General features: G+C 69.0%; 15 protein-coding genes. 5 read left to right on the forward strand and 10 right to left on the reverse strand.

The window, feature by feature from the left end; genetic code table 11:
- Position 1: 1 nt before the first annotated feature.
- From PV410_RS25940 to PV410_RS25950, 3 genes are read right to left on the reverse strand one after another with little or no spacing between them, the layout of a single operon-like run.
- Positions 2–1,003 carry an ABC transporter permease gene (locus PV410_RS25940; protein ID WP_500328014.1) on the reverse strand — a complete coding sequence of 334 codons (1,002 nt, stop codon included), beginning with the start codon at positions 1,001–1,003 and terminating at the stop codon, positions 2–4.
- Positions 996–1,919: an ABC transporter permease gene (locus PV410_RS25945; RefSeq protein WP_500328015.1), complete on the reverse strand. Its 924-nt coding sequence runs from the start codon at positions 1,917–1,919 to the stop codon at positions 996–998. The genes PV410_RS25940 and PV410_RS25945 overlap by 8 nt, the downstream gene beginning before the upstream one ends.
- A 5-nt stretch (positions 1,920–1,924) precedes the next feature.
- Positions 1,925–3,547, reverse strand: a complete 1,623-nt coding sequence (locus PV410_RS25950; protein WP_500328016.1) for a peptide ABC transporter substrate-binding protein — start codon at positions 3,545–3,547, stop codon at positions 1,925–1,927.
- A gap of 409 nt (positions 3,548–3,956) precedes the next feature.
- Here PV410_RS25950 and PV410_RS25955 point away from each other — a divergent pair, with 409 nt between their 5' ends.
- The 5 genes from PV410_RS25955 to PV410_RS25975 all read left to right on the forward strand — a co-directional run bounded on the left by PV410_RS25955 (position 3,957) and on the right by PV410_RS25975 (position 10,900).
- The gene (locus PV410_RS25955; protein ID WP_499513760.1) at positions 3,957–4,937 is read left to right on the forward strand and encodes an ABC transporter permease; all 981 of its coding nucleotides are present in this window, start codon (positions 3,957–3,959) and stop codon (positions 4,935–4,937) included.
- A 54-nt stretch (positions 4,938–4,991) separates the two neighbouring features.
- On the forward strand, positions 4,992–5,978 hold the full coding sequence (locus PV410_RS25960; RefSeq protein WP_499513759.1) for an ABC transporter permease: 987 nt from the start codon (positions 4,992–4,994) through the stop codon (positions 5,976–5,978).
- Positions 5,975–8,047, forward strand: a complete 2,073-nt coding sequence (locus PV410_RS25965; protein ID WP_500328018.1) for an ABC transporter ATP-binding protein — start codon at positions 5,975–5,977, stop codon at positions 8,045–8,047. The genes PV410_RS25960 and PV410_RS25965 overlap by 4 nt, the downstream gene beginning before the upstream one ends.
- Before the next feature lie 31 nt (positions 8,048–8,078).
- Positions 8,079–9,776 (forward strand): ABC transporter family substrate-binding protein, encoded by a 1,698-nt coding sequence (locus tag PV410_RS25970; RefSeq protein ID WP_500328019.1) that lies wholly within the window; start codon positions 8,079–8,081, stop codon positions 9,774–9,776.
- 155 nt (positions 9,777–9,931) lie between these two features.
- Complete coding sequence (locus PV410_RS25975) at positions 9,932–10,900, forward strand: phosphotransferase enzyme family protein (protein ID WP_500328020.1); 969 nt, start codon at positions 9,932–9,934, stop codon at positions 10,898–10,900.
- Positions 10,901–10,963: 63 nt separating this feature from the next.
- Here PV410_RS25975 and PV410_RS25980 read toward each other — a convergent pair whose 3' ends face one another.
- From PV410_RS25980 to PV410_RS26010, 7 genes are all read right to left on the reverse strand, one after another.
- Positions 10,964–12,076 (reverse strand): ABC transporter ATP-binding protein, encoded by a 1,113-nt coding sequence (locus PV410_RS25980; RefSeq protein WP_499513755.1) that lies wholly within the window; start codon positions 12,074–12,076, stop codon positions 10,964–10,966.
- On the reverse strand, positions 12,069–13,124 hold the full coding sequence (locus PV410_RS25985) for an ABC transporter ATP-binding protein (RefSeq protein WP_500328022.1): 1,056 nt from the start codon (positions 13,122–13,124) through the stop codon (positions 12,069–12,071). The genes PV410_RS25980 and PV410_RS25985 overlap by 8 nt, the downstream gene beginning before the upstream one ends.
- Before the next feature lie 11 nt (positions 13,125–13,135).
- Positions 13,136–14,098 carry an ABC transporter permease gene (locus PV410_RS25990; RefSeq protein ID WP_500328023.1) on the reverse strand — a complete coding sequence of 321 codons (963 nt, stop codon included), beginning with the start codon at positions 14,096–14,098 and terminating at the stop codon, positions 13,136–13,138.
- Entirely contained in the window at positions 14,091–15,023 is a 933-nt protein-coding gene (locus tag PV410_RS25995; protein WP_500328025.1) for an ABC transporter permease, read from the reverse strand. The genes PV410_RS25990 and PV410_RS25995 overlap by 8 nt, the downstream gene beginning before the upstream one ends.
- A 154-nt stretch (positions 15,024–15,177) precedes the next feature.
- The gene (locus PV410_RS26000) at positions 15,178–16,812 is read right to left on the reverse strand and encodes a peptide ABC transporter substrate-binding protein (protein ID WP_500328026.1); all 1,635 of its coding nucleotides are present in this window, start codon (positions 16,810–16,812) and stop codon (positions 15,178–15,180) included.
- 705 nt (positions 16,813–17,517) lie between these two features.
- Entirely contained in the window at positions 17,518–19,413 is a 1,896-nt protein-coding gene (gene typA / locus PV410_RS26005) for a translational GTPase TypA (protein ID WP_499513750.1), read from the reverse strand.
- Between the two features lie 250 nt (positions 19,414–19,663).
- Entirely contained in the window at positions 19,664–21,424 is a 1,761-nt protein-coding gene (locus tag PV410_RS26010; protein ID WP_500328027.1) for an ABC transporter family substrate-binding protein, read from the reverse strand.
- Positions 21,425–21,469 lie beyond the last annotated feature (45 nt).

The following is a 21,469-nucleotide window of genomic DNA, read 5'->3' on the forward strand; positions in this document are numbered from 1 at the left end:
ATCAGCGCAGCTTGGGGTCGAGGGCGTCACGCACCGCGTCACCGAGCATGATGAAGGCCAGCACCGTCACGCTCAGCGCCCCGGCCGGCCACAGCAGCATGTGCGGTGCGTTGCGGATCTGGGTGGAGGCCTGGGAGATGTCGATGCCCCAGGAGACAGTGGGCGGTTTCAGCCCGACGCCGAGGTAGGACAGGGTGGCCTCCAGGGAGATGTACGTGCCGAGCGCGATGGTCGCCACGACGATGACGGGCGCGACGGCGTTGGGCGCGATGTGCCGCAGCAGCAGACGGGTGGTGCCGGCGCCGAGGGCGCGGGCGGCCTGGACGTAGTCGTTCTGCTTGGCGGTGATCACCGAGCCGCGGGCGATGCGGCCGATCTGCGGCCAGCCGAGCAGCACGATGAAGCCCACCACCGGCCAGACGGTGGTGCTGGTGACGACGGACAGGAAGACCAGGCCGCCGAGGACGATCGGGATGCCGAAGAAGATGTCGCTCACCCGGGACAGCACCGCGTCGGCCCAGCCGCCGTGGTAACCGGCGAGGCCGCCGAGCAGCGCGCCGAGCAGGGCCGCTCCGACGGTGGCGCAGACGCCCACGGTGACCGAGGCGCGCGCCCCGTGGACGACCCGGGTGTAGACGTCGCACCCCTGGGTGTCGAAGCCGAAGGGGTGGCCGGGCGCGGAGCCCTTCTGGGAGTTGTCCAGGTTGCAGCTGAGCGGGTTGCCGGGGGCGATGAGCTGTGGCCAGACGGAGATGACGACGAGGAAGAGGATCACCAGCGCGGCGATCACGAAGACCGGGTTGCGCCGCAGGTCCCGCCAGGCGTCCGACCACAGGCTGCGCGGCCGGTCCGCCCCGGGGAGGGCGGCCGGGGCGGGCGGCGCCGTTCCGGGGCCGGGCGCCCGCTCCAGGGTGCGTGCCTCGTCCTGCCCCAGGCCCATGGCGGCTCCCGTCCCGCCGGCCGGCTCCATGGCCTCGTCGGGGTGGTTGCGCGGCTCAGGCATAGCGGATCCTCGGGTCGAGGACGGCGTAGAGCAGGTCCACCAGCAGGTTCGCGAGGAGGAAGACGATGACCAGGATGGTCACGAAGCCCACCACGGTGGCCGAGTCGAGCCGCAGGATGCCCTGGTAGAGCTGGTAGCCCACGCCGTGGATGTTGAAGATGCGCTCGGTGACGATGGCCCCGCCCATCAGTGCCCCGATGTCGGTGCCGATGAAGGTGACCACCGGGATGAGGGAGTTGCGCAGCAGGTGACGCATGATCACCCGGCGGCGCGGCAGCCCCTTGGCGACGGCGGTCCTGACGTAGTCGGCGTGGACGTTCTCCACGACGGAGGTGCGGGTGAGCCGGGTGACGTAGGCGAGCGAGGTCAGGGCCAGCACGAGCGCCGGCACGATCAGTTCGTCGAACCGGGCCTCGGAGGAGACCGAGGGCGCGATGAGGTTCCACTTGACGCCGAGCAGGTACTGCAGCACGTAGCCGGTGACGAAGGTCGGCACGGAGATGACGACGAGGGTGCCGAGCAGCGTCGCGGTGTCGGCGGGACGGCCGCGGCGCAGCCCGGTGAGGACGCCGAGGGTGATGCCGATGACGATCTCGAAGAGGACGGCGAGGACCGTCAGCCGCAGCGTGACCGGGAGGGCGGTGGCCAGCAGCTCGGTGACCGGCTGGCCGTTCCACGCGACCCCGAAGTCGCCGCGGAAGATCTGCCCCATGTAGTGCAGGTACTGCTGCCACAGCGGGTGGTCCAGGTACAGGTCGTGGCGGATCTGCGCGGCCGTGGCGGGGTCGCAGGCGCGGTCCCCGCACCGGGCCTGGACCGGGTCGCCGAGCGCGTACACCATGACGAAGATCAGCACGGTGGTGCCGACGAAGACCGGGATCATCTGCACCAGACGGCGGATGACGTACCGTCCCATGGGCGTCAGCTGACCTTGATCTGGTTGTAGACGGGGACGCTGAAGGGGTTGAGGGCGACGGCGGAGAGCCGCCCGGACCAGCCCGCGCTGCCGTTCTGGTACCACAGGGCGATCGCCGGGACCTGCTGCGGCAGGATCCGCTCGGCCTGCTGGAAGGTGTCGACGGCCTTGGCGGTGTCGCTCTCGGCGTTCGCCCGGTCGACGAGCTCGTCGAACCGCGGGTCGCTGAAGTGCGCGTCGTTGGACGAGGCGTCGGTGTAGTACAGCGGCTGCAGGAAGTTCTGGATCAGCGGGTAGTCCATCTGCCACCCGGCCCGGAACGGGTTCTTCATCCGCTTGTTGACGATCTGGTTGCGGAAGTCGGCGAAGGTGCCGACGGGGTCCCCGACACAGGCGTCGTCCTTGCCCAGCGCGTTGTTGATGCTGTTGCAGACCGCGTCGACCCAGTCCTTGTGGGAACCGCTGTCGGCGTTGTACGTGATCCTCATGGTGCCTCCGGGGAGGCCGCCGCCCTCCTTGACCAGCTGCCTGGCCCGGGCGGGGTCGTAGTCGCACGTGCGGCCGCAGAGGGTGTCGTCGAAGCCGCCGTCCGCGCCGAGCACGGGTGAGGTCCAGTCCCGCGCCGGGATGCGGGTGTTCTGGAAGATCTGCCGGGTGATCTGCTTGCGGTTGATCGCCATGGAGATTCCCTGGCGGAGCTTCTCGGAGTTCTCGCCCGACCAGGCCTTGTCGTAGAGCGGGAAGGCGAGGGTCTGGATGATGCCGGCCGGGGTGTTGAGGTAGCGGCCCTCCAGGTCGCCCTTCACGTTCTTCAGCTGGGAGGCGGGGACGTCGTCGACCAGGTCGAGGTTGCCGGCCTGCAGGTCGGTGTAGGCGGTGGTGTTGTCCGTGTAGACCTTGAGGTCCACGCCACCGTTGACGGCCGCGTCACCGCCCTTGTACCCCGCCCACGTCCGCAGGCGCATGCCCTGGCCCTTGGTGTAGGACTCCACGCGGTACGGGCCGTTGCCGACGGGCTTGCGCAGCCAGGCGGCGTGGTCGGTGAAGAACGCCCGGGGCAGCGGCATGAAGGCGGCGTAGCCGAGGGTGTCGGGCCAGGTGGAGAACTTCTGGTTGAGCTTGACGGTGAAGTTCAGGTCGTCCTGCCTGGTCAGGCCGGAGAGCTTCCCGGCAGCCGGCCTGCCGGACCGAGGGTGGACCTTGTCGTAGCCCTCGACGTACCGGAAGAAGGACGCGTTGATCTGCTTGTTCGTCACCAGCGCCCCGTAGTTCCAGGCGTCGATGAACGAACCGGAGGTGACCTTCTCGCCGTTGCTGAAGGTCCAGCCGTCCTTGAGCCTGATCCTGAACGTCCGCTGGTCGGTGGTGGTGATCGCGTCGGCGATGACGTTCTCGGCGGCCGCCGTCCTCGGGTTGTACTTCTTCAGGCCGCGGAAGATCATGTCCAGCACCTTGCCGCCCTGCACCTCATTGGTGTTGGCGGGCTCCAGCGGATTCTGCGGATCGGTCCACGAGGCGCTGAACACCCCGGAGGCGCCGGTCGAGCCGCCTCCTGCGCCCCCGCAGCCGGTGGCCACCAGGGCGGCCACGGCCGTGCCGGCGGCCCACCTCGCCGCGCTCCGTCGCATCGGATGCCTCCTCGGGGAGCTCTCTACGCCATGAAGGACACGAGACTCACCATGACATCGCAAACCCATACATATTGCACAGCGGCTCACCGGCCCGGGGGTTCCCGAGGGGGGACAGAGGGTTTTCCCTATGCGCCGGCCCGTCAATGAGGGTTATCCCGATAGTCGGGTTAAATTTCGACCAAAAAAATAAAGGATCCATCACGACGAACCGGCGCTCGTTGACGCGGCCATAATTCGGTTGCGAAAGTCCCATCAACCCTTCAAGCCCGAGTGGAATGCGCACGACCTGCGCAGACGGCCCGGGTGCAAATGTTTCGGCCGTGCTACACAACTATGTCAGACGCGGCCGGCAAAGAAAGTTCAACCTTGTTATTTGTTCGAAACGAACCGACTGAGAGTGTGAGCCGTGGGCCGTTACCTGCTGCGCCGACTGATCAACCACGTGGCGCTGGTTCTCATCGCGGCTTCCCTCACGTACTTCCTGGCGGCGATCAGCCTCAACCCGCGGGCCAACTTCGCAGGCCGCAACCCCCCGGTGGCCGCGTCCTCTGTGACGGCCACCCTGAACGACTACAACCTCAACCCCGACACCCCGGTCGTGGTCCGCTTCGCCCACTGGGCGAACGGCGTGGCCCACGGGGACCTCGGACGGACCGTCACGGGCGGTGAGGTCAACGACGAGTTCGGCCGGCGCGTCGGGGTGAGCACGCGCCTGCTGCTGATCGCCACCATCCTGGGTTCCATCGGCGGTGTCCTGGTGGGCGCCTGGGGGGCCATCAGGCAGTACCGGACATCGGACCGGGTCACCACACTGGCGTCGTTCTTCGTGCTGGCCATGCCGGTCTTCGTGATCGCGGTGACCTTCAAGCTCTGGGCGATCGACATCAACGACGCCGTGGGCCACAAGGTCATCGAGTACACCGGCGAGTACGATCCCGGCCTGACCGGGACAGGGGAGATCCTCGCCAGCCGGCTGCAGCACCTGCTGCTGCCCAGCCTGACCCTGATCGTCATCCAGGTCGCCCTCTACAGCCGCTACCAGCGCAGCACCATGCTGGACGTCCTCGGGAGCGACTTCCTGCGCACCGCCCGGGCCAAGGGCCTGTCGCGGCGGGCGGCGCTGATGAAGCACGGCCTGCGCACCGCGGTCCTCCCGGTGGTCCCGCTGCTGGTCTACAACGTCGTCCTGCTCTTCACCGGCGCGACCTTCACGGAGAAGATCTTCGGCTGGCACGGCATGGGCGAGTGGCTGGTCAACTCCATCAGCACGAACGACGTCAACGCGGTCGCCGCCGTCGGCATGTTCACGGCGTTCGTGGTCCTGATCGCCGGCCTGCTGTCCGATGTGCTCTACGCGGCGCTCGATCCCCGCGTACGGGTGCGCTGAGACCCACCGCACCCCTCCGCCGCCCCGAAACCGCGTTCCCAGGAGCCTCCACCCATGGCCGTCCAGACCCCCTCCGTACAGCCTCCGGCGCAAGTGCCCGCCGCCGCGCCGGGCGACCAGCCCGCCAAGCGCCGCGCGAGCAGCCGGCTCCGGCTCACCGCCGTCCGCTTCGCGCGCAACCGCATGGCCCTGTTCGGCCTGGTCATGCTGGTCCTGCTCTTCCTGATGGCGTACGTCTCACCGCTGTTCTACAAGTGGGACTACACCGAACTCGACTTCACCGCCTTCCAGAAGCCGCCGTCGGCGAGCCACTGGTTCGGCACCGACCAGACCGGCTCCGACCTCTTCGCACTCACCGCGCGCGGTATGCAGAAGTCACTGGTCATCGGCATCCTGACCGGTCTCATCTGCACGTTCGTCGCCGCCGCGGTCGGCGCCAGCGCCGGCTACTTCGGCGGCTGGACGGACCGTTCCCTGATGTGGGTGGTCGACCTGCTGCTGGTCATGCCCAGCTTCCTGATCATCGCGGTGCTGTCGCCCCTGTTCCAGGGCACCACCTGGCTGGTGTTCGTGGTGCTGCTGGCGGCCTTCAGCTGGATGATCACCGGCCGGGTGGTCCGCAGCATGACGCTCACCCTGAAGGACCGTGAATTCGTCAAGGCCGCCAAGTACATGGGCGTGCCCGCGCCGGTCATCATCTTCCGGCACATCCTGCCGTCGATGGCCTCGATGCTGATCATCGACGGGACGATCCAGGTCGGCGCGGCGATCATCGGCGAGACCAGCCTGTCCTACTTCGGCTTCGGCGTGCAGTCCCCCGACGTCTCGCTGGGCACGGTCATCGCCACCGGCACCCCGGCGGCCCCGTCCTTCCCGTGGCTGTTCTACTTCCCGGCCGGCTGCCTGGTGCTGATCTGCCTGTCCATCGCCTTCATCGGCGACGGCCTGCGCGACGCCCTCGACCCCAACTCCAGCGGCGCCAAGGCCCGCGCACCCCGCACCACCAAGAAGAGCACGTCCAAGGAAGGACGCACGTCGTGAGCGAGACGCCCCCCGCCCTTGAGGTCACCGACCTCCACGTCTCCTTCCCGAGCGAGGCCGGGCCGGTCAGGGCCGTGCGCGGCGTGTCCTTCTCCGTGCGTCCCGGCGAGGTCCTCGGCATCGTCGGCGAGTCCGGATCCGGCAAGTCCGTCTCCTCCCTCGCGGTCCTCGGACTGCTCCCGGAGACCGCCGACATCAAGGGCTCGGTCAAGCTGCACGGCCGCGAGCTGCTGGAGCTGGACGACCGGGACATGACCGAGATCCGCGGCAAGGACATCGCGATGGTCTTCCAGGACCCGCTGTCCGCGCTGACGCCGGTCTACTCCGTCGGCAACCAGATCGTCGAGGCGCTGCGGATCCACCAGGACCTGGACAAGGACACCGCCCGCAAGCGCGCGATCGAGCTGCTGGACCTGGTGGGCATCCCGGACCCGGCGCGGCGCGCCGACGCCTTCCCCCACGAGTTCTCCGGCGGCATGCGCCAGCGCGCGATGATCGCCATGGCGATCGCCAACGACCCCGAGGTGATCATCGCCGACGAGCCGACGACCGCCCTGGACGTGACCATCCAGGCGCAGATCCTCGACGTCCTGAAGAAGGCCCAGGAGGTCACCGGCGCCGCCATCGTCATGATCACCCACGACCTGGGCGTGGTGGCCGGCTTCGCCGACCGGGTCCAGGTGATGTACGCGGGCCGCCCGGTGGAGACCGGGACCGTGGACGACGTCTACTACACCCCGCGCATGCCGTACACCATCGGTCTGCTCGGCTCGATCCCCCGGCTCGACGACGGCGGGCGCCACGCGCTGACCCCGATCGACGGCAACCCGCCCTCGCTGGTGGACCTGCCGACCGGCTGCCCCTTCGCGGCCCGCTGCCCCATCGCCATCGACGTGTGCCGGCGCATCGAGCCCGAGCTGACGGTGCGCGAGGGGGGCAACCACCCCACGGCCTGCCACCGCAGCCACGAGCTGGTGGCGGGCGGCTCCCTCGACCCCGCGACCATCTACCCGGTACCGCCCGTGCCGCAGGCCCCTGCCGACTCCGTGCCCCGCGCGGACCGCGCCCCGGTGCTGGAGGTCGACGGGCTGGTCAAGCACTTCCCGCTGCTCCACGGTGCGGTCATCAAGCGCAAGGTCGGCGAGGTCCGCGCGGTCGACGGCATCAGCTTCGACGTCCGCGAGGGCGAAACGCTCGGCCTGGTGGGCGAGTCGGGCTGCGGCAAGACCACGACACTGCTGGAGATCCTCGACCTGCCCTCCGGGCAGTCCGGCACGGTCACCGTCTTCGGCAAGGACATCCGGGGCCTGAAGGGCGCCGACCGCAAGGCGCTCCGTCGCGACCTTCAGGTGGTCTTCCAGGACCCGATGGCCGCGCTCGACCCGCGGATGCCGGTCGGCGACATCCTCGCCGAGCCCCTTAGGACCCACGGCTGGTCCCGGGACCGCATCGCCGCCCGGGTGCCGGAACTGCTGAACCAGGTCGGCCTCGACCCGGACCACGTGGACCGTTTCCCGGCGGAGTTCTCCGGCGGGCAGCGGCAGCGCATCAGCATCGCGCGGGCGCTGGCGCTGGAGCCCAAGCTGGTCGTCCTGGACGAGCCGGTCTCGGCCCTGGACGTGTCCATCCAGGCCGGTGTGCTCAACCTGCTGGACGAGCTCAAGGCGCGCATGAACCTGAGCTACCTCTTCGTGGCGCACGACCTGTCCGTCGTGCGGCACATCGCCGACCGGATCGCGGTGATGTACCTCGGCAGGATCGTCGAACTCGGGTCCGCCGAGGCCGTCTTCGAAGCACCCTCCCACCCGTACACCCAGGCGCTGCTCTCCGCGGTGCCGCTGCCCGATCCCCGCAAGGAGCGCGATCGCAGGCGCATCCTGCTCACCGGTGACCTTCCCAGCCCCGCGGACGTGCCGACCGGCTGCCGATTCCGCAACCGCTGCCCGAAGTTCGCCTCCCTCGACGAGTCCGACCGCGGCCGGTGCCGCGAGGAGGACCCGGCACCGACCGGACTGGCGGGCGACCACACCGCGGCCTGCCACTTCGCCGCCGCCGTCACCGTCGTGTGATTTCCCACCCCGTAAGAGGAGAGAGAGTCCGTTGAACAGAACACGTATGTCCGTCGCCGTGGTGGCGCTGGCCACGGCGAGCGCGCTGACCCTGACCGCGTGCGGCGGCGGGGACGGGAAGAGCGACGCCGCGTCCAAGAAGAACTCGGTGCCCAAGTCGAGCGCCAACAACATCAAGGCCACCGACCGCGACCAGCTCAAGCAGGGTGGCACCCTGAACTGGCCGCTGGGCGAGATCGCCGAGAACTTCAACTACAACCAGATCGACGGCACCCTGGCCGACGGCTACGACGTCGAGCGCGCCGTGATGCCGATCATCATGATGTCGGACGCCGCCGGCACGGTCACCCCGAACCCGGACTACCTGACCTCCGCCGAGGTCGCCGACACCGCCGGCAAGCAGGTCGTCACGTACAAGATCAACCCCAAGGCCAAGTGGTCCGACGGCACCCCGCTGTCCTGGAAGGACTTCGAGGCCAGCTGGAAGGCGCTGAACGGCAAGGACGCCAAGTACAAGATCTCCTCCAGCACCGGCTACGAGCTGATCAGCAGCGTCGCGAAGGGCGCCAACGACCAGGAGGCCGTGGTCACCTTCTCCAGCCCCTACGGTGACTGGAAGGGCCTGTTCAGCCCGCTCTACCCGGCCAAGGTCGTCGGCACCGCCGACGGCTTCAACACCGGCTACCTGGGCAAGTTCCCGGTCACCGCGGGCGCCTTCAAGTTCCAGGGCATCGACAAGACCACCAAGACCCTGACCGTCGTGCGCGACGACAGCTGGTGGGGCAACAAGGCCATCCTGGACAAGATCATCTACCGCGCGCTGGACTCGGACGCCACCGCCGGCGCCTTCGCCAACGGCGAGGTCGACTTCTTCAACGTCGGCCCCGACTCGGCCGCCTACAAGCAGGCCAAGGAGGTCAAGGGCGCCGACATCCGCAAGGCGGCCGGTCCCAACTACCGCCACGTCACCTTCAACGGTGCCCGCGGCGCGCTGAAGGACGTCAAGGTCCGCCAGGCCATCATGTCCGCCCTGAACCGGCAGGCCATCGCCGAGTCCGACCTGCAGGGTCTGGACTGGGACGCCAAGCCGCTGAACAACCACTTCTTCGTCACCAACCAGAAGGGCTACAAGGACAACTCCACCGGCATCGGCACCTTCGACCAGGCCAAGGCCAAGAGCCTGCTGGACGAGGCCGGCTGGAAGCAGAGCGGCGAGTTCCGCACCAAGGGCGGCAAGACCCTTGAGCTGGACTTCGTCATCCCGGCGAACGTCAGCACCTCCGCCAACGAGGGCAAGCTGATGCAGCCGATGCTCAAGGCGGTCGGCATCAAGCTGAACATCAAGTCGGTGCCGCTGCAGGAGTTCTTCGACAAGTACGTCAACACCGGCAGCTTCGACCTGACGGCCTTCTCCTGGCTCGGGACGTCCTTCCCGGTGTCGTCGACCAAGTCGATCTACGCCAAGCCCGTGGGTGACAACATCCAGCAGAACTACACCGGCGTCGGCAGCGACGAGCTGGACGCGGCCATGAACAAGGCCGCCGCCGACACCGACCCGGCCCAGGCGATCGACGACGCCAACGCCGCGGACCTGCTGATCTGGCAGCAGGCCAACCTGCTGCCGCTGTACCAGCGTCCCGACATCTACGCGGTGAAGAAGGACCTGGCCAACATCGGCGCCTACGGCTTCCAGGACCTGCGCTACGAGAACATCGGCTACCTGAAGTAAGCCGCGCCGGCTCCCGGCACCGCGTCCGCCCCGTCACCGCACCTCGGTGGCGGGGCGGACCGCTCTATATGCGTGGCCGAAGTGGGCGCCGCCATGGGACCGTTGACCGCCCCGCACGCCGCGGCCGGGTCTCCCGGCAGGACAGGATCCCCGCCATGCCCCTCGCGCGCTCCCGGCCCTTCGCCGACGTCTTCGCCCATTTCGGGGTGGCCGAGGGCGACCGTCCCGCCCGCTCGGTCCACCCGCACTCGCCGGTCTTCCGCTGCCGTGTGGCCGGTACGGAAGCGGCGCTGAAGAAGGCCGCATCGCCGCAGACCGCGGCGGCGGCCGTCGCCGGCTGGACGCGCGCGCTGGCGGCGCGGGGCGTCCCGGTGGTCACCCCGCTCGACGGGGCGGCCGCGAACCCGGCCAGGATCGGCGAGGGGGACTGGGTGGCCTACCCCTGGGTGGAGGGCCGGCCCTACCGCGGTACGGGGGCGGACATCGAGGCGGCGGGCGACCTGCTGGGACGGCTGCACGCCCACAGCGCCGACGGCCCCGCCGCGGTCCCCGCCTTCATCTGGCCGGACCACGAAGCGGCGGACCTCGAAGCCGAGCTCGACGCGCTGCGCCCCGCCCTGGCCCGCCACGCCCCGGCGGTCCGCGAGGCCGCGACGGCCCGGCTGGAGCTGTGGTCGCGGACCTTGATGACGCATCTGCTGCCCGCCCTGCGCGACGCGGGCCTGCCCCGTGTCGTCGCGTCGATGGACTTCAAGGCGAACAACCTGGTCTACGCCGAGGGCGGCCCGGTCCTGATCGACCCGGAGAACGCCGAGTACGCGCCCCGGCTGCTCGACCTCGCGCTGGCGCTGCTGCTCTTCCACACCGAGTCCCCGGGCGCCCCGCCGCGGCCGTTCACGCCCGGCGAATGGGCCGTCTTCCACGACGCCTACCGCCGCCACTGCACGCTGACCGCGGCCGAGGTGGCCCTGTGGCCGGTGGCCGTGCGCTACATGCAGGTCGAGTGGGGCATCTGGACGCTCCTGGACGCCACGGAGAACGACGACTGGGCCGACCCGCACCAGGGGGCCTTCCTCACCGCTCTCGCGCTCGCCGGGCCGGACGGCCGCCCCGTACGGCCGTGAACGCCCGAGGGGCACCCGCACGGCAATCGTGCGGGCGCCCCTCGTGGGTGGTGCGGGCGGTGCTCAGTTCACCGCGTGGACGACGTCCTTCTCCTCGGCGAAGTGGCACGCCGACTCGTGCGCGGCCGGGGTGTCCTCGCCCTTGAAGCGCTGCGGGATGGCCAGCAGCGGCTCCTCGGTGGCACACCGGTCCTGTGCCTTCCAGCACCGGGTGCGGAAGCGGCAGCCGGACGGCGGGTTGGCCGGCGACGGGACGTCACCGCTGAGGATGATGCGCTCGCGGTGCTCGCGCGCCTCCGGGTCCGGCACCGGCACGGCCGAGAGCAGGGCCTGGGTGTACGGGTGGGTCGGGTGGTCGTAGATCTCGGTGTCGGTACCGATCTCGGCCATCTTGCCCAGGTACATCACGCCGACACGGTCGGAGATGTGGCGGACGATCGACAGGTCGTGCGCGATGAAGATGTAGGAGAGGTTGAACTCGTCCTGCAGCTTCTCCATCAGGTTGATGACCTGCGCCTGCACGGAGACGTCCAGCGCCGAGACCGGCTCGTCGCAGATGATGATCTCCGGGTTGAGCGCCAGGCCGCGGGCGATGCCGATGCGCTGCCGCTGGCCGCCGGAGAACTGGTGCGGGTACCGGTTGATGTACTCCGGGTTCAGGCCGACGACGTCCAGCAGCTCCTGCACCTTGCGGCGCCGGTCGCCCTTCGGTGCCACCTCGGGGTGGATGTCGAAGGTCTCGCCGATGATGTCGCCGACCGTCATGCGCGGGTTCAGCGAGGTGTACGGGTCCTGGAACACCATCTGGATGTTCCGGCGCACGGCCTTCAGGGCGCGGCGGGACAGCTTGGTGATGTCCTGCCCCTTGTAGAAGACCTCGCCGGCGGTGGCCCGCTCCAGGTTCATCAGCAGCTTGGCGACGGTGGACTTGCCGCAGCCGGACTCGCCCACGATGCCCAGGGTCTCGCCCTGGTACAGGTCGAAGGAGATGCCGTCGACGGCCTTGACGGCGCCGATCTGCTTCTTGAAGAGGATGCCCTGGGTCAGCGGGAAGTGCTTGACCAGGTTGCGCACCTGGAGGATCGGCTCGCCCCGCTTGACCGGCTGCGCGATCGCGGCCTCGACCGCCGCCACCTCGTCGGAGACGGCCTCGTCGTTCTTGGTGACGTCAGCCATGGATCGTCTCCTTCCAGAAGTGGCACGCGCTGCCGCGGCCCGGCAGCTCGCTGCCGTCCTGCTCGGTCACCCGGTGCAGCGTGGGGACCTCGGTGCGGCAGATGTCCTGCGCCATCTCGCAGCGCGGGTTGAAGGCGCAGCCGGTGGGGATGCGCAGCAGGTTCGGGGGCAGGCCCTTGATCGCGTAGAGCTCCTGGCCCTTCTGGTCCAGGCGCGGGATCGACTCCAGCAGGCCCTTGGTATACGGGTGCGCCGGGCGCTTGTAGATCTCGTGGACCGGCGCGGTCTCGACGATCCGGCCCGCGTACATCACGGCGATCTTGTCCGCGACGTCGGCGACCACGCCGAGGTCGTGGGTGATGAGGATCAGGCCCATGTTGTACTCGCGCTGCAGGTCCGCGAGCAGGTCCATGACCTGCGCCTGCACCGTCACGTCGAGCGCCGTGGTGGGCTCGTCGGCGATGATCAGCTCGGGCTCCAGGGCGAGCGCCATCGCGATCATGATGCGCTGGCGCATACCGCCGGAGAACTGGTGCGGGTAGTCGTTGACCCGCTCCTTCGCCGCCGGGATGCGGACCCGGTCCATCATCTCGATGGCCTTGGCCTTGGCTTCCTTCTTGGACAGGCCCTGATGGACCCAGAACATCTCGCCCAGCTGGTAGCCGACGGTCAGCACCGGGTTCAGCGAGGACAGCGCGTCCTGGAAGATCATCGCGATCTTGCGGCCGCGGATCTTCCGGCGCTCCTCGCCCGACATCTTGAGCATGTCCCGGCCCTGGAAGAGGATCTCGCCCTGCGGGATCCTCCCGGGCGGCATGTCGAGGATGCCCATGATCGCCTGCGCGGTGACGGACTTGCCGGAGCCGGACTCGCCCAGCACTGCCAGGGTCTCACCGGCCGACACCGTGTAGTTCACACCGTTGACGGCCTTGGCGACGCCGTCACGGGTGTGGAACTCCACGTGCAGGTCGCGCACTTCCAGCAGCGGAGCGGCGGCGTCCCCGGTACGGGGCGCGGGCACGTCCGCGTTCTTGTCGATGGTGGTCACGTACGCCTCCCTCAGCGCAGCTTGGGGTCGAGGGCGTTGCGGACCGCATCGCCGAGCATGATGAACGCCAGGACCGTGATGCTCAGCATGATCGACGGGTACAGCATGATGTGCTGCGCCGTACGGATCTGCTGGGCACCGCCGGAGATGTCCTGACCCCAGGAGACCACGGACGTGGGCAGACCGAGGCCGAGGTAGGACAGGGTCGCCTCGGCCGAGATGTAACCGCCGAGCGCGATGGTGGCGACGACGATCACCGGGGCGACGGCGTTCGGAAGGATGTGCTTGAACAGGATCCGGGTGGTGCTCGCGCCCAGCGCCTGGGCCGCGTGCACGTAGTCGGCCTGCTTGATCGTGATCACCGAGCCGCGCATGACGCGGGCGATCTGCGTCCAGCCGAGGAAGGCCAGGGCGCCGGAGACCACCCAGACGGTGCGGTCGGTGAAGGAGTTCAGGACGACCAGCGTGCCGAGCAGGAAGGGCACCGCGAAGAAGACGTCGGTGAGCCGGGACAGGATCGTGTCGACCCAGCCGCCGAAGTAGCCGGCGATCATGCCGATCAGGCCGCCCAGCACGGTGACCAGGAGGGTCACGCTGACGCCGACCGTGATCGAGGCGCGGGTCCCGTAGATCACACGGGCGTAGACGCTGCGGCCCTGCCCGTCGTAGCCGAGCCACTCCGCGGAGAAGACCTTGCCGTACTCGGGCTTGCCCAGGTAGTGGTTCCGCAGGTCGGCGTAGGTCGGCGAGGCACTGGTGAACAGGCCCGGGAAGACCGCGATCAGCAGGAGGAGCAGGATCAGGATGCCGGAGACCACGAAGTAGGGGTTGCGGCGCAGGTCCCGCCAGGCGTCGCCCCACAGGCTGCGCGCCTTCTCCGCCGCGGGCGCGGGCCCGGTGGCGGCAGCGGCGTCCGCGGCCGTGGCCCCCATCGGGTCCGCGTTCTCGACGGCGGTCTTGGTGACGTCAGGCATAACGGATCCTCGGGTCCAGGACCGCGTAGAGCAGGTCGACGAGCAGGCTGGTGAAGAGGAACACCAGCACGAGGACGGTGACGAGGCCGACCAGCGTGGTCCCCTCACGGCGCAGGATGGACTCGTAGATCGTGCCGCCGACACCGTGGATGTTGAACAGGCCCTCGGTGACGACCGCGCCGCCCATCAGGGCGCCGATGTCGGTGCCGAGGAAGGTGACGACGGGGATCATCGAGTTGCGCATCAGGTGCACACCGATCACGCGGCGCCGGGGCAGGCCCTTGGCGATGGCGGTCCGCATGTAGTCGGCGCGCAGGTTCTCGGCTATGGAGGTACGGGTGAGGCGCGCCACGTACGCCAGCGAGAGCGCGGCCAGCACGATGGCGGGCATCAGCAGCTGGTTGTAGTTGCTGTCGTCCTGGACGTTCGGTGTCATCCACCCGAGCTGGAAGGCGAAGACCAGCTTGAAGATGAAGCCGAGGACGAAGACCGGGACCGAGATCAGCAGCAGGGTGAAGATCAGCACCAGCGAGTCGGCGAGCTTGCCCGCCCGCATGCCGGCCCAGACACCGAGGGCGATGCCCACGACCAGTTCGATCGCGAAGGCGAGCGAGGCGAGCCGGATCGTCACCGGGAAGGCCTCGCCGAGCACGTCCCGCACCGGCCGACCGCTGGCGATCTGGTTGCCGAAGTCGAAGTGCAGGATGATGCCCGTCATGTAATCCCAGTACTGCTTCAGGATCGGCTGGTCGAGACCGAGGTCGTGACGGATCCGCGCCACGGTCGCCGGGTCCGCGCCCTTGTCGCCGAAGAGCGCCCGTACGGGGTCGCCGGGGAGGGCGTAGACCATGAGAAAGATAAGCAGAGTCGTCCCGATGAAAACCGGGATCATCTGGAGCAGTCGCCGCGCGACGTAACGCCCCATCGTGCCTCCATGTCAGTCGCTGTGGCAGCAGAGATGGGCCCTTCCCCCGTCCTCCTCTTCGGGAAGACGGGAGAAGGGCCCCCCAGCCGTTGCCTGCACCCCGCGCGTCCGACGTCTCCGTCAGCCCCGCGCCAGCGTGCTCACTACGCGATGGTTACTTCTTGACCTCGACGCCGGTGAGGATCGGGTCACCGTTCTGGGCGTACTGGACGTTGGTGACGTTCTCCGAGTAGCCGGCGTTGACCTTGTAGTACCAGAGCGGGATGGCGGGCATGAGCTCGACCATCTTCTTCTCGGCTTCCTGGTACTCCTTGACCGACTCGTCGAGCGTGGCCGCGGTGTCGGCCTTCTTGATCAGCGCGTCCAGCTCCTTGTTGGAGAAGCCGGACTGGTTGCCCGCCGAGGTGGTGCCGTAGAGGTCACGGATGAAGTTGGCGTTCACGGGGTAGTCGAGCACCCAGCCACTGCGGTAGATCGACTTGACCTCGTGGGCCTCACGGGCGTCCAGGTCGCTCTGGAAGTCGGCCTTGGAGTCGCCGGCGCACTTGATGCCCGTCGCGTTGGTGATGCTGTTGCAGACGGCCTCCACCCACTCCTTGTGGCCGCCGTCGGCGTTGTACTGGATGGAGATCTTGTTGCCGGGGACGCCGCCGCCGGCCTGGATGAGCTCCTTGGCCTTCGCGGGGTCGTACTTGAAGACGTCGCCGCCCACGTTGTCCTGGTAGCCCAGCACGCCCTTGGCGACGAAGCCGGTGGCGGGCTCACGGGTGCCCTGGAGCACGGTCTTGGTGATGGTGTCGCGGTCGATCGCCATCGACAGACCCTGGATGACCTTGGGGTCGACGTTCTTCCACTGCTTGGAGTAGAAGGCCGGGACGATGGACTGGATGGCGGAGTACGCCTGGTCCACGGCGCGGTCGCCGAGGTCGTCGCGGTAGACCGGGAGGTCCTTCGGGCCGATCTGACGCAGGACGTCGACGTTGCCGGACTTCAGGTCCTCGTACGCAGCCTCGAGGCCGGTGTAGTTCTTGAAGATCACACCGCCGTTCTTCGCCTTGTCCGGGCCCTTGTAGCCGTCGAAGCGCTTGACCTCGATCTGCTTCTTGTGGTCCCACTTGACGAACTGGTACGGGCCGTTGCCGACCGGGTTCTCGCCCGCGGCCTTCGGGTCCTTGTAGAAGGACTCCGGCAGCGGCGAGAACACCTCGTAACCGAGCTTGTACACGAAGTACGGGATCGGGGTGGCGAGCTCGATGGTGAAGGTCTTGTCGTCGACGACCTTCAGGCCGGACATGGCGTCGGCCTTCGGCTTCGCACCCTCCTTCTCGGGGTGGACGTCCGCGAAGCCCTTGATGTCGGCGAACCACGACGCGTTGGTCTGGGCGTTGTTGATGTTGGCGGCCCAGTTCCACGCCTTGACGTAGGACTCGGCGGTCACCGGGGTGCCGTCGTGGAAGGTCCAGCCGTCCTTCAGGGTGACCGTGAAGGTCTTGTTGTCCTTGGTGTCCACCGACTTGGCGTTCACCATGACGATGTTGCCCTTGGGGTCGTAGTCCACGAGCTGCGCGAACAGCGAGCGGACGACGATGCTGCCGTTGGACTCCATGGTGTTGGCAGGCTGCAGGGGGTTCTGCGGCTCGCCGACCTCGACGGAGAACTTGCCGTTGGGGTTGACGCCGCCAGCGTCGTTGCTGCTGCCCTTGTCACCACCGCCGCCACCGCAAGCGGTAGCAGCCATAGCGACGATGATCGCACCTGCGACCCAAGTGGCGCTCTTGGCACCGCGCATGGGTTTGCCTCCTCAGGAGTCACTGTTCTTACGTGAAAGGGCCGGCCTCACTGACACCCCTGACAGTGATACCGGTCACCTGTGCTCGTGAGTCGGCGCTCCCCATAAGCGCTTGGACCCATTGACCCGAGCTCAACGGCTCCAACTATCGGTCACGTTGGGCCTACGAACCACACACTTACGATCTCGTTTTGGTCACAACCGGTCCAAAACAATCCCGCAATTCGGACATTTAGATTGTAGACAGACACCGACGAAACGGACTTGTAACACAAGTACCGGTGAACGTCGTCCGGTATCCGGACGTCGCAGGACTGAAATCCGGTTGCCCTCAAAGCGCGTAGATTCCACGCGAATGTACGTGCCTGACGGGCCGACAGGGAACGAGCTGTCGCGCCCACGCCACTGGCGCAACCGCGACACATCGCCGCGCCGGGAACCGAACCGCGCGCAACGGGCGGAGCCCCGGTGAGTTCGGTCACAACCGGCCCGGAAAGGGCCCTCGATGTGACCGCCCTCACGGAGAACGGCGCTCCACGCACGCCGTGATCGACGTGGATGTCCCGTGATGTCGCATCCGCGCCGCACTCGTCCGGGAGCGGCCGCGAAGCGGCCCGGCGCCCCCGTGGGACGGGGACGGCCGGGCCGGTGTCCGCGCAACCGCCGAGGGTGCGGTCCGCGCCGCCGGCGCGGACCGCAGGGTCCTCAGCGCTTGGCGCGGGAGGCGGTGCGGCCGCGCTCCTTCTGGTCCAGGACGACCTTGCGGATGCGGACCGTCTCCGGGGTCACCTCGACGCACTCGTCGTCGCGGCAGAACTCCAGCGACTGCTCCAGGGAGAGCTTGCGCGGCGGGACGATCGCCTCGAACGAGTCGGCCGACGAGGACCGCATGTTCGTGAGCTTCTTCTCCTTGGTGATGTTGACGTCCATGTCGTCGGCGCGGGAGTTCTCGCCGACGATCATGCCCTCGTACACCTCGGTGCCCGGGTCGGTGAAGAGCACACCGCGCTCCTGGAGGTTCGTCATCGCGAAGGCGGTGACGGCACCGGCACGGTCGGCGACCAGGGAGCCGTTGTTACGGGTCACCAGGGGGCCGAACCAGGGCTCGTGGCCCTCGTGGATGGAGTGGGCGATACCCGTGCCGCGGGTGCCGGTCAGGAACTCGGTGCGGAAGCCGATCAGACCGCGGGAGGGCACGACGAACTCCATGCGGACCCAGCCGGAGCCGTGGTTGGACATGTTGTCCATCCGGCCCTTGCGGGTGCCCATGAGCTGCGTCACGGCGCCCATGTGCTCCTCGGGCACGTCGATGGTGATGCGCTCGACCGGCTCGTGGACCTTGCCGTCGACCTCGCGGGTGACCACCTGCGGCTTGCCGACGGTCAGCTCGAAGCCCTCCCGGCGCATGGTCTCGACGAGGATGGCCAGGGCCAGCTCACCACGGCCCTGCACCTCCCAGGTGTCGGGGCGCTCGGTCGGCAGCACGCGGAGGCTGACGTTACCGATCAGCTCGCGCTCCAGGCGGTCCTTGACCAGGCGGGCGGTGACCTTGCGGTCCTTGACCGCCGACTTGTCGGCGCCCTTGCCGCCGGGGCCACGGCCGACCAGCGGCGAGGTGTTCGCACCGATGGTCATGGAGATCGCCGGCTCGTCCACCGTGATCAGCGGCAGCGCGATCGGGTTCTCCGGGTCCGCCAGCGTCTCGCCGATGGTGATGTCGGCGATGCCGGCGACGGCGCAGATGTCGCCCGGGCCGGCCTTCTCGGCGGGCTTGCGGGTGAGCGCCTCGGTCATCATCAGCTCGGTGATGCGGACGTTCGCGATCGAGCCGTCACGCTTGATCCACGCGACCGTCTGGCCCTTCTTGAGCTCGCCCTGCTCGACGCGGAGCAGCGCGATACGGCCCAGGAAGTTGTCGGCGTCCAGGTTGGTGACGTGCGCCTGCAGCGGGGCGGCCTCGTCGTACACCGGGGCCGGGACGTGCTCCAGCAGCGTGGAGAAGAACGGCTCCAGGCTGTCGCTGTCGGCGGGGACGGTGCCGTTCTCCGGCTTGGTCAGCGAGGCCACGCCGTCCCGCGCGCAGGCGTAGACGATCGGGAACTCGATCTGGTCCTCGTCCGCGTCCAGGTCCAGGAACAGGTCGTACGTCTCGTTGACGACCTCGTCGATCCGGGAGTCCGGGCGGTCGGTCTTGTTGATGCAGAGGATGACCGGCAGCTTCGCGGCCAGCGCCTTGCGCAGCACGAAGCGGGTCTGCGGCAGCGGGCCCTCGGAGGCGTCCACCAGCAGCACGACCGCGTCGACCATCGACAGGCCGCGCTCGACCTCGCCGCCGAAGTCGGCGTGGCCGGGGGTGTCGATGATGTTGATCGTGATGGGTTCGCCGCCACCCTTGGGGTGGTACTTCACGGCCGTGTTCTTCGCGAGAATGGTGATGCCCTTCTCGCGCTCCAGGTCGTTGGAGTCCATCATCCGGTCGTCCAGATGCTGGTGCGCGGCGAAGGCTCCGGCCTGCTTGAGCATGGCGTCCACCAGCGTCGTCTTGCCGTGGTCGACGTGGGCGACGATGGCGACATTACGAATGTCGTTACGCGTGGGCATACTGGGGCGCTTCTCCCGGGTAGGTAGGTGGGGCGGCGTGCCCTCGTCGGCACACCTAGCCCGCCGGGCGAGTCAAGCCACGGCCTCACCCCATGGTACGGGGCCCGGGCGGCAAGGGCCGCCCGGGCATGATCGTCCCGGGTCGGTCGGGGCCGGGCCGCCTCCCCGATCCGCAGGGCGGGGGGAGGACGGCACCTCGCACGGTGGAAGCGCGGGCCCGGCCACCGTGACGGACGTCACGTGTGCGGCCCTACTTCCTGAAGCCGACGTCCTGGAAGCGCGGCGTCGCGAAACCGAAGGCACCCGCGTTGAGGACGTCCTTGCGCAGGGCGACCAGCTCGGGGCGCTGGTAGAGGGGGATGGAACCCGCGGCCGCCCAGATCCGGGCGTCGGCGCGGGCGGCGAAGTCCCGGGCCTCGGCCGGGTCGAGCTCGCCGGCGGCCTGGTCGAAGAGCTGGTCGATGAGGTCGGTGCCGACCCGGGGGTAGTTCTGCTCGACCACCAGGGAGCCGTCCGGCGCGGGCTCGGGCTTGGCGAAGATCGGGCGGGTGTCGGTGGCCGGGAAGGCCGTGCCGGGCCAGCCGTACAGGGCGAGGTCGAAGTCGCCGGCCGCGATGTGGTCGCGGAAGAAGCTGTCGTCGGAGACCCGCTGCAGCTCGGTGCGCACGCCGATGCCGGAGAGCATCGTGGCGATGCGCTCGCCGACCGTGTTCAGGGTCGCCGAGGACTTGGGCAGGACGAAGCGCAGCGTCAGCGCCTTGCCGTTCTTGCGCAGCACCGTCTTGTCCGGTTCGACGACGCTGACCTCGACCTTGTGCGCGGGCGCCGCCTGGTTGCGTTCCGCCGCCCCGGCACCGCCGCCGCCCGCCCCGGCCCCGGGGTCCAGGGCGGTGCGCTGCCAGCCCGCGTCGGCGAGCAGGGCGCGGGCGGCCTTCGTGTCGGACGTGCCCAGGGCCGAGCTGTGGTCGGCGTACCCGGCCTGGGTGAGCAGCAGCAGGTGGTTGCCGAGCGGTTCGTCGGGCAGGCCGAGGGGCGCCAGCACCGCCTTGGCGATGGCCCGGCGGTCCACCGCGCGGGCCACGGCGTGCCGCACCTGCTCGTCGGCGAGCGGCCCGGTGGAACCGTTGAGGGCGAGCTGCGTGTAGGAGGCGGCGCGCGTCCGGTAGACGGCCACGTGCTTGCCGGTCACGTCACGGTCGACCTCGGCCACGTCCAGCGCGCCGGAGGCCAGGTCGGCGGCCCGCTGGTGGGCGGGCGTGGCGGCGAGGACCAGCTGGGACAGCTTGGCGCGGTCGCCCCACCACTTGGTGTTGCGGACCAGCGTGACGGACTTCCCGCTCGCGCTGCGGACGGCGAAGGGCCCGCCGGCCACCGGCAGCTCGCGGCGCGCCCCCTCGTTGAAGGCCTTGGCGGTGCCGGTGACGGCCTTGGGGTACAGCGGGGTGAACAGCGACTGCCAGTCCGCGTACCGCTTCTCGAAGGTGACCTTCACCTCGTGCGCGTCCTTGCCGGCCTTGACCGAGGAGATCCGGTCGTACCCGGCGTTGCGCGCGGTCCAGTAGGCGTCCTCGGTGCCGCGCAGCGCCTTCCACTGGGCGGCGAAGTCGGCGGCGCCGATCGGGCGGCCGTCGCTCCAGACCGCCTTGGGGTTGAGCCGGTACGACACGACCTGCTGCGGCTCGCTCCGCACCACCGTGGCCGACCGCAGCAGGTCGGTGTCCAGGTACGGGCGGCCCTTCCCGTCCAGCCGGAAGGCGGCGGGCAGCACGGCCGCGGCGACCAGGGCGGTGGCGTCGTTCGCCCCGGACTGGAACGCGTTCAGGGTGCCGGGCGCCGCGTCCACGGCCCAGCGCAGGGTGCCTCCGTCGCGCACCCCGTCCCGGGGCGCCGAGGCAAGGTCGGTCCCTGCGAGGGGGTCGTCCTTGCCGGCGGAGCACCCGGCGGAGGCGGCGACCACGGCGGCGAGTGCCACGGCGGTCGCGGAGCGGATCAAGGTGGCGCTGCGGGCCATGCGTGCGTACCTCCGCGAGGGGGCCATGATCACAGGACGGCCTAT

This window comes from Streptomyces sp. PA03-5A (genome assembly GCF_033792725.1).
GTDB lineage: Bacteria > Actinomycetota > Actinomycetes > Streptomycetales > Streptomycetaceae > Actinacidiphila.